The following is a 12,993-nucleotide window of genomic DNA, read 5'->3' as shown; positions in this document are numbered from 1 at the left end:
CTGGCGTGGCTCGCTTACGCCGCGTCGCGCTTGGCGGCGCTGTCGGCGAGATGTCGGCCGGCAATGTAGCCGAAGGTCAGCGCTGGCCCAAGCGTGATGCCGGCGCCGGGATAATTGCCGCCCATGATGCTCGCCATGTCGTTGCCGGCGGCGTAGAGCCCGGGAATCACCCGTCCCTCGGCGTCGAGCGCGCGCGCGTTCTCGTCGGTGACGATGCCGGCATAGGTGCCGAGATCGCCGATCACCATTTTGATGGCGTAGAACGGACCGTTCTCGATCGGCGCGACGCAGGGGTTCGGGCCGTGCATCGCGTCGCCCTGGTAGCGGTTATAGGCTCTTGAACCTTTGCCGAAAGCGGCGTCATGGCCTTGCGGTGCGGTCGCATTGAACTGCTTGACGGTCTCGGTGAAGGCCTTGGCATCAATGCCTGCCTTCGCCGCCAGCGCCTCCAGCGTGTCGCCGCGCATGAGGTAGCCGGTCTTGAGGTGATGACCCAGCGGCATCGGGAACGGAGGCACGCAGCCGAGGCCGTACTTTCGCAGCGCCTGGTGGTCGCAGACGAGAAACGCGGCGATCTCCTCGCCGGGCTTGGCCGCCTTGACCATGGCCTGGACGAAGTGGTGATAGGAGTTGCCCTCATTGGCAAAGCGCTTGCCGTCGCGCATCACCGCGATCACGCCGGGTTTGGCGCGATCGATGAAATGCGGCATCACGCCCTTCGAGCCGTCCTTGCGCGTGGTGAGCGACACCGGCACCCATGCCGCCGCATTCGGCAGGCGATCCTCGACATGTCCGCCGGCGCTTTCGGCGAGGCGCAGGCCATCGCCGGTGTTGCCGGTCGGTCCCGGCGAATAATGCTCGTTGCCGGTCGGCGCGTGCGGAAACATTTTTTTCCGGCGTTCCACATCATGCGGGAAGCCCCCGCAGGCGAGCACGACGCCTTGCCTTGCACGGATACGAACGTCGCGTCCTTCGCGCGAAACGATGGCGCCGGTGACAGTGCCGTTCTCGACAGTCAGCTCGCGCACCGGCGCGGACAGCCACATCGGAATCTTGAGGTCCTGCGCGGATTTGGCGAGACGCCCGGCGAGTGCATTGCCGTTGGTGAGCGTCATGCCGCGGCCATAGCGCAGCACGTCCATGAAGTGGCGCGACAGCCGTTTGGCAACGTAAACCGCCGAATTCAGCGACTTCGTCACGCGCATGAAATGAATGATCTCCTTGCCGGAGCCCAGCATCATACCGAATACGGTGAGCTCGGGCAGCGGCATGCCGAGCGTCTTGATCTGGTCGCCGAGCTCGCGGCCGTCGAACGGCCGCGTCACCATGGAGCGGCCGCCCTGTGCGCCGCCCGGCGCTTCGGCGTCATAGTCCGGAAACACCAGCGGCATGTCGAACTGCAGCGCCGTCCTGGTCGTGAAGAAATCGACTGCCTCCGGGCCGGCGCTTAAGAAAGCATCGACGCGCGCAGCGTCAAAATTGTTGCCGGCCTCGTGCCGCAGATAGGTGCGCGCCTGTTCGGGTGTCTCCTCGATGCCATAAGCTTTTGCGAGCGAGGTGCCGGGGATCCACAGCCAGCCGCCGGAGCGGGCGGTGGTGCCGCCGAAGCGCGGCTCCTTCTCGACGATCAGCACGTCGAGGCCGCGATAACGCGCGGTGATCGCGGCCGACATGCCGGAGCAGCCCGATCCGGCCACGAGCACATCGCACTCGTATGTGTCGCTTGCGTTGCGCTCGTTGCTGGTCATGCGGGCCTCACTTCTTCAAGAGCGGACATTTGGATTCGGAGACCGGGCGGAAGGCGTCCTCGCCCTTCACAGTCTTGACGATCTCCAGATAATCCCAGGGTTCTTTGGACTGCTCGGGCGACTTCACCTTGGCCAGATACATGTCGCGGATGACGCGGCCGTCCTCGCGCAGCTTGCCGCCATGGACGAAGGTATCCTCGATCGGCAGCTCGCGCATCTTGGCCATCACCTTGGCGGGATCATCGGTGCCGGCAGCCTTGATGCCCTTGAGATAATGCAGCACCGAGCCGTAAACGCCAGTGTGGATCATGGTCGGCATCACCTTGGTCCGCTCGTAGAACTTCTTGGACCATGCGCGGGTTGCCTCGTCCATGTTCCAGTAGGAAGCCGTGGTCATGTAGGTGCCCTGCGCAGCCTTGAGGCCGACCGCATGCACGTCGGTGTCGAACATCAGGAGGCCAACGAGCTTCTGGCCGCCCTGAACCAGGCCGAACTCGCCGGACTGCTTGATGGCGTTGTCGGTGTCCTGGCCGGCATTGGCGAAGGCGACCACGTCGGCCTTCGAGCTCTGCGCCTGCAGCGCGAACGAGGAGAAGTCAGCGGTGTTGGTCGGATGCTTGACGCCGCCGAGCACCTTGCCGCCCATCTCGTTGATGAAGCGGGTCGCGTCCTTTTCGAGCTGCTGGCCGAAGGCGTAGTCGGCGGTGATGAAGTACCAGGACTTTCCGCCTTCCTTGATCACGGCAGAGGCCGTCACCTTGGACAGCGCGTAGGTGTCGTAGGTGAAGTGCACTGTGTTCGGGCTGCACAGCTCGTCGGTGAGCGAGCTTGCGCCGGGCCCGGAGAGCAGCGCGATCTTGTTGCGCTCGCGCACCATGTTGTGCACGGCGATCGCGATGCCGGAATTGGGGATGTCGACAACGGCGTCGACCTTGCCGTTGTCGAACCAGCCGCGCACGATCTGCACGCCGACGTCGGTCTTCATCTGGTGGTCGGCGCTGATGATCTCGATCGGCTTGCCGAGCACGGTCGGCCCGAATTCCTCCACCGCCATTTTTGCGGCTTCGACCGAGCCCGGCCCGCTGTTGTCGCGGCCCCAGCTCGACAGGTCCGTCAGCACGCCGATCCGCACCGCGTCGTCGGAGACTTGCGCGTTCGCGACTGTGGTCATGGCAGCCGAAGTCATGGCCGCGAGCATGGCGCAGGCCAAAAACCCTCTCATCGTCGTTCCCTCTCTTTTATGGGCCGCTTGGCGCGGCCGGTTATTCTGACTGTGATTAGATATTAGCGAATTAGTTTGTCAATGGCGAATTGTGGATTCGGCTGGGTTCCACGGTCGCCGGGACAACGTCGCGGAAAAATGCGCGCGACTGCTTCAAGAGCGCAGCGGAGCAATCCAGACTTTTTCCGCGGAGAGTCTGGATTGCTTCGTCGCAAGGGCTCCTCGCAATGACGGGTGTGGGAGCAGTGGGGTGCAAAAGCATCGCGCTGTGATCCTGGTCAGAGCAAACACCTCCGCAGGTTGCAACCAGCATCCCGATTGGCCATGATGCCCGCTGGAATCTGTGGGGCGTGGCATGACGGCAGCAACGGGGGTCTCTGCTTCGGCGGAGAAATCGACGACGGCGCATGTGGTGTGGGCGAGCGCGCTCGGTACTGCGATCGAGTGGTACGATTTCCTGATCTACGGCACGGCCGCCGCGCTGGTGCTGAACAAGCTGTTCTTCCCGACTTTCGATCCCTTCGTCGGGACGCTGGCGGCGTTCTCGACCTATGCGGTCGGCTTCGTGGCGCGGCCGATCGGCGGTGCGATCATTGGGCATTACGGCGACCGGCTCGGTCGCAAGAAGATGCTGGTTGCGACCATGATCGCGATGGGGCTCGGCACCTTCCTGATCGGCTGCCTCCCGACCTACGGCCAGATCGGCGTCTGGGCGCCGATTTTCCTCATCATGCTGCGGTTCATCCAGGGCATCGGGCTCGGCGGCGAATGGAGCGGCGCCGTCGTGATGGTGATCGAGCATGCGGGAAACCGCCGCGGCTTCTACGGCAGCCTGGTGCAGATCGGCTTTCCCGTCGGCGTTGCCGCCTCCACCGGCATCTTTGCCCTGATGACGCAATTGCCCGAGGCCGACTTCATGAGCTGGGGCTGGCGCGTGCCGTTCTGGATCAGCATTCTGCTGGTCGGCGTCGGCTTCATCGTGCGGCTGAGGCTCGCCGAGACGCCGCACTTCAAGGACGTGGTCGAGCGCAAGGAAGTGCTGGCGCAGCCGGTGATGGAAGTGCTGCGCCGCGACTGGCGCAGTTTTCTGCTCGCGGTCGGCATCACGGTGTCGGAGGTCGGGCTCGCTTATCTCCTCACCGTCTTCACCGTGGTCTACGCCACCACAAAACTCGGCCTGCCACGGCAGGTGATCCTGAATGCCGTGGTCTATGCCGCGATCGTCGAGTTCGCGACACTGCCGCTCGCCGGCTGGCTCTCCGACATTTTTGGCCGCAAGGCGCTGTATCTCGCCGGCGGCGTGTTCTCGGTGGCGCTGGCGTTTCCGCTATTCTGGTTCCTCGACACCAAAGAGCCGGCGCTGATCACTTTCGCTCTCGTCGTCACGATGACGCTGACGCACGCGCTGCTGTTCGGGCCGAAGGCCGCGTTCATGCCGGAGCTGTTCCGCACCCAGGTGCGCTACAGCGGCGCATCGCTCGGTGCCAACGTCGCGGCTGCGCTGAGCGGCGGCTTCTCGCCGTTGATCGCAACCGCATTGCTGGCATGGGCCGGCTCGTACTGGCCGGTGTCGGTCTACATCATCGCACTGTCGATTATCACGATCATCGCGACATTGATGGCGCCGGAAACGGCGAAGGATGCGCTGAAGTCCTGACATCGGTCGGCGGCGCGCGGCTTCGTCGCAGGCGCCCGCCGCGCACAACGTTGCGGCAATCCGTGTCGCAAATCCGACCACTCTTGCCGCGTGAACGGGCCCGCACGGTCGTTCGCACAGCCTTGTATGCACGTCCTGACGTCTTCTTATGCGGGTTGCCAAAAGCCGATGCAGCGGCCTGATCCATTAGCCGCGTTTATGCGGCGGATTTTTACTTCCAATTTTACTTCGCAAAATCCTGCCCCTAGCTTCGCGCGCAACTGATCACATAAGCAGCCGGTCAATGGCGACCGGTGCGAGCGTTCATCGTAGCCAACGAGGGTTGCCATGTCTGATGGGGCTAAGAGGACATTCATTTCCGATCCGGCGGGAACGTCAGCGAAGTCGACGAAAAAACTGAGCCGGCGCACACTGTTGAAGGGGGCGGCCGCCGTTGCGGGCGCCGCCGCTGGGTCGGACGCGATCCGCGGATTCCCGACCATCTGGGCGCAGGAAATCAAGGACATCGAGCTGCGCCATGTCGGCGTGTCCTATTCGGTGGTGAAGGCCATCGGCGATCAGGCGGCCAAGGACCTTGGCTTCAAGGTGACGATGCAGAATCTCGACACCTCCGCCGCCATCAATCGCTTCATAAGCCAGCCAAATACGGTCGACATCGCCGATCTCGAGGGTTGGCAGGCCAAGCTCGCCGCCAAGCGTTCTGTGATCCAGGGTATCGAGGTCAAGAAGATCAAGGAGTTCGACAACATCCTGCCGATCTTCACCAAGGGCGAGATCGACGGCCACAAGATCCCGCGCCAGGGCATCTCGCCCTATGAGGCGATGTATATCGCGAAGCCGGATTCAACCGATTTGAATGACGGCGTCACGGAATGGGCGACCTTCCTGCCGCAGGTCTACAACGCCGACTCCATCGGCTATCGCCCCGATCTCGTCGGTCATGAAGTGACCGAGTGGAAGGATTTGATCGATCCAAAATTCAAGGGCAAGGCCGCGATCCTCGACGTGCCCGCGATCGGCATCATGGATGCCGCGCTCTGCTTCGAAAGCGCCGGGCTGATCAAGTACGGCAACAAGGGCAACATGACCAAGGAGGAAATCGACTTCACCTGCAACAAGCTGATCGAGCTGAAGAAGCAGGGCCAGTTCCGCGCGACCTGGACCACCTTCGACCAGTCGGTGCAGCTGATGGCCGCAGGCGAAGTGGTGATCCAGTCGATGTGGTCGCCGGCGGTCGCCGCCGTCCGCGTCAAGGAAATCCCCTGCGTCTACGCGCCTGTCAACGTCAAGAACGGCAAGGAAGGCTATCGCGGTTGGTGCAACGGCATGGGCCTGATGAAACATCTCTCCGGCAAGAAGCTCGATGCCGCCTACGAATATCTCAACTGGTATCTGTCGGGCTGGCAGGGCGGCTTTGTCGGACGCTACGGCTATTACAGCCCGGTGCCGTCGACCGCGAAGAAATTCCTGACCGCGGCCGAATGGGACTTCTGGTACGACGGCAAGCCCGCGCCTGAAGTCATCAACGATCCCTATGGCGTGCCGATGGAGAAGGCCGGCACCAAGCGTGACGGCGGCTCGTTCCTCGACCGCGTCAAGAACATCTCGTGCTGGAACACGCTGATGGACGAGGCCGCCTACATGAACAAGCGCTGGAACGACTTCAAGGTGGCGTGAAACCTGCTTTGCCTGATTTGAACGATGCACCGGCGCCGTGACGCGCCGGTGCGACAAGATAGACTTCGAGGCGTTCGCTGACATGCAGCCAAGTCCAAGTTCAGCTCAAACTCCACCACGCGCAAATCTCGCCGGTTGGCTTTACGTGTCGCCGCTGGTTCTGGTGCTGGTGCCGTTCTTCGTGGCGCCGATCCTGGTGGTGCTTGCCGCGAGCTTCTTCGCCACCGACGGTTTTGGCGGGCTCACGCCCGATTTCACGCTGGCGAGCTACATCGATGTGCTGCATTCGGCGCTGACGCTAAAACTGTATCTGGCGACCATCAAGTTCACGGCGCTAACCTGGGTCTTCACGCTGATCATCGGCTTCTTCGTCGCCTATTTCCTCGTCTTCCACGTCCGCAACCAGCTGCTTGCGATCGGCCTGTTCCTGCTTTGCACGGTGCCGTTCTGGACCTCGAACATCATCCGGATGATTTCCTGGATTCCACTGCTCGGCAAGGAAGGCCTGATCAATCAGGCGCTGCTGGCACTCGGCGTGATCCGCCAGCCGCTGGAGGTGCTGCTGTTCTCCGATCTCGCGGTGGTCATCGCCTATGTCCACCAGCTCACGATCTTCATGATCGTGCCGATCTTCAACTCCATGGCGCGGATCGACAAGAAGCTGATCGAAGCCGCGATCGATGCCGGTGCCAGCCGATTCGACATCATGCGCCTGATCGTGGTGCCGATGTCCAAGAGCGGCATCGCGCTCGGCACCATTTTCGTGGTCTCGATCGTGATGGGCGACTTCTTCGTGGTCAAGGTGATGTCCGGCGGCGGCTCGGCCTCGGTGGTCAGCGCGTTCTACGAGGACGTCGGCGTGTTGCAATATCCGACCGCAGCCGCGAGCGCCGTGCTGCTGACCCTGGTGCTGGTGGCCATCGTCTCGTTGATCCTGCGCACCGTCGACATCCGGCAGGAGATCACGCGATGAGCGCGGTTCTCGCCGACATGCCCGACAGTGTCGCGCCCGAGACGACCAAGGCGATCGCGCCGAGCAAAGGCGGACGTCCCTGGACGTTCTACGTGCTGGCGACGCTGTTTTCGCTTTACGTGATCGCGCTCTACGGTCCGATGTTCTGCATCTACATCCTGTCGTTCCAGGACATCCGCGGCGGCCTCGTTTTCCCGATGAAGGGCCACTCGCTGCACTGGTTCGTCGACCTCTTCACCCAGGTGCGGACCGGCGACGTCAAGGGCTCATTCGACCGCTCGATCAAGCTGGCCGTCATCGTCACCATCATCACGGTGGCGGTCTCGTTCCTCGCCGGGCTCGGCTTTCGGAAGCGCTTTTGCGGCGACACGTTTGTTTTCTACATGATGATCGGCAGTCTGGTCGCGCCCGGTCTCGTGCTCGGCCTCGGCACCGGGCTCCTGTTCCAGGCGCTGGGCCTCAACGCGAGCTGGTACACCTCGGCGCTGGGCGCGCAGCTGTCCTGGACACTGCCGTTTGGCGTGCTCGTGATGTTCGCGGTGATGTCGCGCTTCGACCACGTCTGGGAGGAAGCGGCCTACGATCTCGGCGCCAGCCGCTGGCAGTCGATCCGGCTGGTGATGATTACGGTGCTCGCGCCCGGCCTCGTCGCCGTCGCGCTGTTCGGCTTCACGCTGTCGTATGACGAGTTCGCGCGCAGTCTCCAGACCGCAGGCTCCCTCAATACGCTGCCGCTGGAAATCTGGAGCATGACGCTGAACGTCACCTCGCCCTCGCTCTACGCGCTGGGTACGGTGACCACCATCGTTTCCTTCATCGTCATCGGCGCCAGCCTCGGCAGCATCGTGCTGATCCAGAAGAAGCGCGGCAGCCGGGTAAGAGGTTGAGTCAGGAAATGAAGAGCGATCGCGGCGATATCGAACTGGCAGGCGTCTGCAAGAGCTTTGACGGCATCACCAATGTGGTCGACGGCGTTAACCTCAAGATCGCCGACGGCGCCTATTGCTGCTTCATCGGCCCCTCCGGCTGCGGCAAGACCACGATTTTGCGCATGATCGCGGGACATGAAGATCCGACGGCCGGCGAGATCGTCATCGGCGGCCAGAATGTCGTCGGGCTCGCACCGGTGCAGCGGCGCACGGCCATGATGTTCCAGTCCTACGCACTATTTCCGCATCTCACCGTGCGCGAGAACATCGCCTTTGCGTTGCGCGTACGGGGCCAGTCCAAGACCGATCGCCTGCGTGCCGCGGACGCCATGATCGAGAAGGTGCGGCTGACACAATTCGCCGACCGCCTGCCGGCGCAGCTCTCCGGCGGTCAGCAGCAGCGCGTGGCGCTGGCACGCGCCGCGATCACCGAGCCGCGGGTGCTGCTGCTCGACGAGCCGCTGTCGGCGCTCGACGAGCAGCTCCGCGTCCAGATGCGGCAGGAACTGCGCCGCATGCAGCGAGAGCTCGGCATCACCTTTATTCACGTCACCCACACCCAGCTCGAGGCAATCGCGCTCGCTGATCTCGTCGTGGTGATGGAGCAGGGCAAGATCAAGCAGGCAGGCGCTGCGCGCGATGTCTACGCCCATCCGCATGATCGATATGTCGCCGAATTCATGGGCGGCCAGAATGTACTGTCGGGACGGGTCGAAAAGGTCAACGGTGCGAGCTTCACGCTCGCACAGGCCGCGCCTGATGGCATCGAGGTGCCGCTCCAGGCGCGCTCGACCGTCAAGGTCGGCGACAAGGTCGATATCGCCGTGCGCCGCGACGACGTGGAGCTGGTCAGGCCGGGCAGGGAGCTGCCAACGGGCTGTACCACCTCGCTGCCGAGCCGCGTTCTCGCGATCGAATACCAGGGGTACTTCGTCAAGGTTATGCTCGACACCGTACCGGACGACGAGTTCGTCGCCTACGTGCCGGAAAAGACGTTTTTCGCAGATCCTTTCACCGTCGGCGATGTCGTGATGGCCACATGGGCCACCGGCAGCGCGCTTCCACTCGCCTAAAGACCCGTCGCGCACAGGAGCATGACCGTGCAGATATCCTTTACACTCAACGGCCGGCCAACCACCGTCGACGTCGAACCGGCGACGCTGGTCGCCGAGCTGCTGCGCGAGCAGCTCCACCTCACCGGCACCCATATCGGCTGCGACACCAGCCAGTGCGGCGCCTGCGTGGTGCATCTCGACGGCCTTCCCGTGAAGAGCTGCACGCTGCTGGCGCCCGCGCTCGACGGCGCGACGCTGCTCACCATCGAAGGTTTGCAAGGCACGTCCGGTTCGAACCAGCTGCATCCGATGCAGGAGGCGTTTCGCGAGCATCACGGCCTGCAGTGCGGCTTCTGCACGCCGGGCATGTTGATGACGGCGGTTGCACTGGCCACCGAGAAGCCGGACCTCACTGAGGCAGATGTTCGCCACGGCCTCGAGGGCAATATCTGCCGCTGCACCGGCTACCAGAACATCGTGGTTTCCGTGATGGCCGGCGCTGCCGCCATGAACGCCGCCAAGGGAGAGTGACCATGGGCAATGTGATCGGCATCGGCGCCTCACCGAAACGCAAGGAAGATCAGCGCTTCCTCACCGGCCGCGGCAATTACGTTTCGGACATCAAGCGTCCCGGAATGACGGCGGGCGTGTTCGTGCGCTCGCCGCACGGACATGCGGTGCTGCGCGGCATCGATAAGAGCGCGGTGCTGGCTGCACCCGGTGTCATCGCGGTGCTGACCGGCGAGGATGTTGCGGCCGACAAGCTTGGCTCGCTGCCTTGCGGCTGGGGCATCTCGGACGCTCAGGGTGTGCCGATGAAGGAGCCGCCGTTCCCGATGCTGGCGCAGGGCAAGGTGCGCTTCGTCGGCGACATGGTCGCTTTCGTCATCGCGGAGACGCCGGAGCAGGCGAATGCTGCGGCCGAGCTGCTGAGTGTCGACTATGAGGTGCTGCCCTCGGTCGTTGGCGTGCTCGAAGCTGTGCGGCCTGGTGCGCCGCAATTGTTCGACGACGTGCCCAACAACATCTGCTGCGACTGGGAGCTTGGCGACAAGGCCGCGGTCGAGACCGCATTCCGCAAGGCGGCGCATGTCGCAAAGCTCAGTCTCGTCAACAACCGCCTGATCGGCAATCCGATGGAGCCGCGCGCGGCGGTCGCGGAGTATGAGCCCGGCACCGACCGCTTCACGCTGTGGACCACCAGCCAGTTCCCCCACGTGGTGCGCTTCCTGATGGGCGCGCTGGTGCTCAACATCCCGCAGCACAAGCTGCGCGTGGTGGCGCCCGACGTCGGCGGCGGCTTTGGCGTCAAGCAGTTCCACTACGGCGAGGAGGCCGTGATCACCTGGGCCGCCAAGCGGGTACATCGGCCGATCAAATGGGTGGCGAGCCGTTCAGAAGGTTATGTGTCTGACCGCCACGGCCGCGATCACGTCACCGAGGCCGAGCTTGCGCTGGACGAGACCGGAAAGTTTCTCGCATTCCGCGTCAACACGCTCGCCAATATGGGCGGCTATCTCTCGACCTTCGGACCGAATATCCCGACCAACCTCTATGGCCCCTTGCTCGGCGGCGTCTACACCACGCCCGCGATCTACTGCAACGTGAAGGTGGTGTTCACCAATACCGTGCCTGTTGACGCCTATCGCGGCGCAGGCCGGCCCGAAGCCACGTTCGTGCTGGAGCGCATGGTCGATGTCGCGGCCAGCGAGATGGGCATCGACCGCGTCGAGATCCGCCGCCGCAACATGATCCCGAAGGAGGCCTATCCGTATCAGACGCCGGTGCTGGTGCAGTACGATTCCGGCGATCCGATGGGCTGCCTCGACGGCGCGCTGGTCGCGGCCGACGTCAAGAGTTTTGGCGTGCGCAAGGCGGCGTCGGCCAGCAAGGGCAAATTCCGTGGGCTTGGTTACTCCACCTATGTCGAGGCCTGCGGCCTTGCGCCCTCGCGCTTCGCGGGGCGGCTCGGCGCGCGCGGCGGCCTCTATGAAAGCGCCACCGTGCGCGTGCATCCGACCGGCCAGGTGACGGTGATGATCGGTACCCACAATCACGGCCAGGGCCACGAGACGACGTTCGCACAGATCGTTTCCGAAAAGCTCGGCGTGTCCTTTGAGGATGTCGACATCGTGTTCGGCGATACCGACCGCGTGCAGTTCGGCATGGGCACTTATGGCTCGCGCTCCCTGGTGGTCGGTGGCGCCGCGCTGTCGAAGGCGACCGACAAGGTGATCGTCAAGGGCAAGAAGATCGCGGCGCATCTGTTAGAGGCGGCCGAAGTCGATATCCAGTTCGAGGCCGGCAAGTTTTCGGTCGCGGGCACCGACCGCATCAAGACGTTCGAGGAGATCGCGGGCGCGGCCTATGTGCCGCATAATTATCCGCTCGAGGTGCTGGAGCCGGGGCTGGAAGAGCAAGCCTATTACGATCCCGTCAACTTCACCTATCCCGGCGGCTGCCACATCGCCGAGGTCGAGGTCGATCCGGAAACGGGCACGGTGACGCTCGTCAACTACACGGCCGTGGACGACGTCGGCACGGTGATCAATCCGATGATCGTGGAGGGCCAGTTGCACGGCGGCATCGTGCAGGGCGTGGGCCAGGCGCTGTTCGAGAACGCAGTCTATGACGAAAGCTCCGGCCAGCTGCTGTCGGGCTCGCTGATGGACTATTGCATGCCGCGCGCCGATCACATGCCGATGATGAAGGTGGCGACCCATTCGACGTTGTGCACGCACACGCCGATGGGCGTGAAGGGCTGCGGCGAGGTCGGCACCATCGGCTCGCCGGCTGCCGTCATCAACGCGGTGGTCGATGCGCTGTCGCATCTCGGCGTCACCCATGTCGACATGCCGGCGACGCCGAACCGGATCTGGCGGCTGCTTCAAAACGCATCGCTGCCGGTTGCCGCGGAATAAGGGAGGATGATCATGAAACTGTTTGCCTATCACCAGCCCGACCAAATTCCCGACGCGGCCAAGCTTTTGACCTCAATCGAGGACAGCAAGCTCGTTGCCGGTGGCATGACGCTGATTCCGACGCTGAAGCAGCGGCTGGCCAGCCCGGTGGCGCTGGTCGATCTCTCCAAACTCGGAAACCTCAAAGGCATCACCGACGACGGCGCCACGATCACTATTGGTGCGATGACGCCGCATGCGGTGGTGGCAGCTTCGAAGCTGGTGCAGTCGAAAATCCCGGGGCTTGCGGCACTCGCGTCCATGATCGGGGATCCCGCCGTGCGCCGCCGCGGCACCATCGGCGGCTCGGTCGCGAACAATGACCCGGCGGCCGATTATCCCGCCGGCGTACTCGGCCTCGGCGCCGGCATCGTCACCAGTACGCGCGAGATCGCGGCCGACAAGTTCTTCCTCGGCCTGTTCGAGACGGCGCTTGAACCCAGCGAGATCATCACCGCGATCCGCTTTCCCGTGCCGCTCAAGGCGGGCTACGCCAAGTTCAAGGCGCCGGCCTCGCGCTATGCGCTGGTCGGCGTGTTCGTCGCGAAATTCGCCGATGGCGTCCGCCTCGCCGTCACGGGCGCGGGCTCCGGCGTATTCCGTGTGCCGCCGATGGAAGCGGCGCTGTCGCAAAACTTCGATCCATCCGCGATCGCGGCGATCAAGATCGATACCGACGGCCTCACCTCCGATATCCATGCGGAAGCCGACTACCGTGCACATCTCGTCACGATTATGGCCAAGCGCGCCGTCGACGCGGCGCTCAGCTAAC

10 protein-coding genes are annotated in these 12,993 nt (G+C 63.6%); 8 read left to right on the top strand and 2 right to left on the bottom strand.

All coding sequences use genetic code 11. The features are described 5' to 3' along the window. Nucleotides 1-14: 14 nt before the first annotated feature. Nucleotides 15-1,748 carry an FAD-dependent oxidoreductase gene (locus IVB29_RS19930; protein ID WP_247505062.1) on the bottom strand — a complete coding sequence of 578 codons (1,734 nt, stop codon included), beginning with the start codon at nucleotides 1,746-1,748 and terminating at the stop codon, nucleotides 15-17. 7 nt (nucleotides 1,749-1,755) lie between these two features. Further along, the gene (locus tag IVB29_RS19925) at nucleotides 1,756-2,970 is read right to left on the bottom strand and encodes an ABC transporter substrate-binding protein (RefSeq protein ID WP_247505061.1); all 1,215 of its coding nucleotides are present in this window, start codon (nucleotides 2,968-2,970) and stop codon (nucleotides 1,756-1,758) included. Nucleotides 2,971-3,325: 355 nt separating this feature from the next. On the opposite strand from IVB29_RS19925, the gene IVB29_RS19920 reads away from it, so the two are divergent. The 8 genes from IVB29_RS19920 (at nucleotide 3,326) to IVB29_RS19885 (ending at nucleotide 12,992) form a co-directional block, all read left to right on the top strand. Then, complete coding sequence (locus IVB29_RS19920; RefSeq protein WP_247505060.1) at nucleotides 3,326-4,627, top strand: MFS transporter; 1,302 nt, start codon at nucleotides 3,326-3,328, stop codon at nucleotides 4,625-4,627. Nucleotides 4,628-4,954: 327 nt separating this feature from the next. Then, nucleotides 4,955-6,304 (top strand): extracellular solute-binding protein, encoded by a 1,350-nt coding sequence (locus IVB29_RS19915; protein WP_247505059.1) that lies wholly within the window; start codon nucleotides 4,955-4,957, stop codon nucleotides 6,302-6,304. A gap of 82 nt (nucleotides 6,305-6,386) precedes the next feature. Next, nucleotides 6,387-7,277, top strand: coding sequence for an ABC transporter permease (locus IVB29_RS19910; protein WP_247505058.1), 891 nt, complete (start codon nucleotides 6,387-6,389; stop codon nucleotides 7,275-7,277). After that, nucleotides 7,274-8,164, top strand: a complete 891-nt coding sequence (locus IVB29_RS19905) for an ABC transporter permease (protein ID WP_247505057.1) — start codon at nucleotides 7,274-7,276, stop codon at nucleotides 8,162-8,164. Before IVB29_RS19910 ends, IVB29_RS19905 begins: the two co-directional genes overlap by 4 nt. 8 nt (nucleotides 8,165-8,172) lie before the next feature. After that, nucleotides 8,173-9,279 carry an ABC transporter ATP-binding protein gene (locus IVB29_RS19900; RefSeq protein ID WP_247505056.1) on the top strand — a complete coding sequence of 369 codons (1,107 nt, stop codon included), beginning with the start codon at nucleotides 8,173-8,175 and terminating at the stop codon, nucleotides 9,277-9,279. 21 nt (nucleotides 9,280-9,300) lie between these two features. After that, nucleotides 9,301-9,792, top strand: a complete 492-nt coding sequence (locus IVB29_RS19895) for a (2Fe-2S)-binding protein (RefSeq protein WP_247505055.1) — start codon at nucleotides 9,301-9,303, stop codon at nucleotides 9,790-9,792. Between the two features lie 2 nt (nucleotides 9,793-9,794). Continuing rightward, complete coding sequence (locus tag IVB29_RS19890) at nucleotides 9,795-12,182, top strand: xanthine dehydrogenase family protein molybdopterin-binding subunit (RefSeq protein ID WP_247505054.1); 2,388 nt, start codon at nucleotides 9,795-9,797, stop codon at nucleotides 12,180-12,182. A gap of 12 nt (nucleotides 12,183-12,194) precedes the next feature. Continuing rightward, on the top strand, nucleotides 12,195-12,992 hold the full coding sequence (locus IVB29_RS19885; RefSeq protein WP_247505053.1) for a xanthine dehydrogenase family protein subunit M: 798 nt from the start codon (nucleotides 12,195-12,197) through the stop codon (nucleotides 12,990-12,992). The last annotated feature ends 1 nt before the right edge of the window (nucleotide 12,993 follow it).

This window comes from Bradyrhizobium sp. 1 (assembly GCF_023073315.1).
Lineage (GTDB): Bacteria > Pseudomonadota > Alphaproteobacteria > Rhizobiales > Xanthobacteraceae > Bradyrhizobium.
This window is presented reverse-complemented; position numbering and strand designations above follow the sequence as displayed.

What these genes read in the sequence shown, in the direction of transcription:
- IVB29_RS19930 (WP_247505062.1), bottom strand. Translation starts at nt 1,748, where the DNA reads ATGACCAGCAACGAGCGCAACGCAAGCGACACATACGAGTGCGATGTG.
- IVB29_RS19925 (WP_247505061.1), bottom strand. Translation starts at nt 2,970, where the DNA reads ATGAGAGGGTTTTTGGCCTGCGCCATGCTCGCGGCCATGACTTCGGCT.
- IVB29_RS19920 (WP_247505060.1), top strand. Translation starts at nt 3,326, where the DNA reads ATGACGGCAGCAACGGGGGTCTCTGCTTCGGCGGAGAAATCGACGACG.
- IVB29_RS19885 (WP_247505053.1), top strand. Translation starts at nt 12,195, where the DNA reads ATGAAACTGTTTGCCTATCACCAGCCCGACCAAATTCCCGACGCGGCC.
- IVB29_RS19910 (WP_247505058.1), top strand. Translation starts at nt 6,387, where the DNA reads ATGCAGCCAAGTCCAAGTTCAGCTCAAACTCCACCACGCGCAAATCTC.
- IVB29_RS19890 (WP_247505054.1), top strand. Translation starts at nt 9,795, where the DNA reads ATGGGCAATGTGATCGGCATCGGCGCCTCACCGAAACGCAAGGAAGAT.
- IVB29_RS19915 (WP_247505059.1), top strand. Translation starts at nt 4,955, where the DNA reads ATGTCTGATGGGGCTAAGAGGACATTCATTTCCGATCCGGCGGGAACG.
- IVB29_RS19900 (WP_247505056.1), top strand. Translation starts at nt 8,173, where the DNA reads ATGAAGAGCGATCGCGGCGATATCGAACTGGCAGGCGTCTGCAAGAGC.
- IVB29_RS19905 (WP_247505057.1), top strand. Translation starts at nt 7,274, where the DNA reads ATGAGCGCGGTTCTCGCCGACATGCCCGACAGTGTCGCGCCCGAGACG.
- IVB29_RS19895 (WP_247505055.1), top strand. Translation starts at nt 9,301, where the DNA reads ATGACCGTGCAGATATCCTTTACACTCAACGGCCGGCCAACCACCGTC.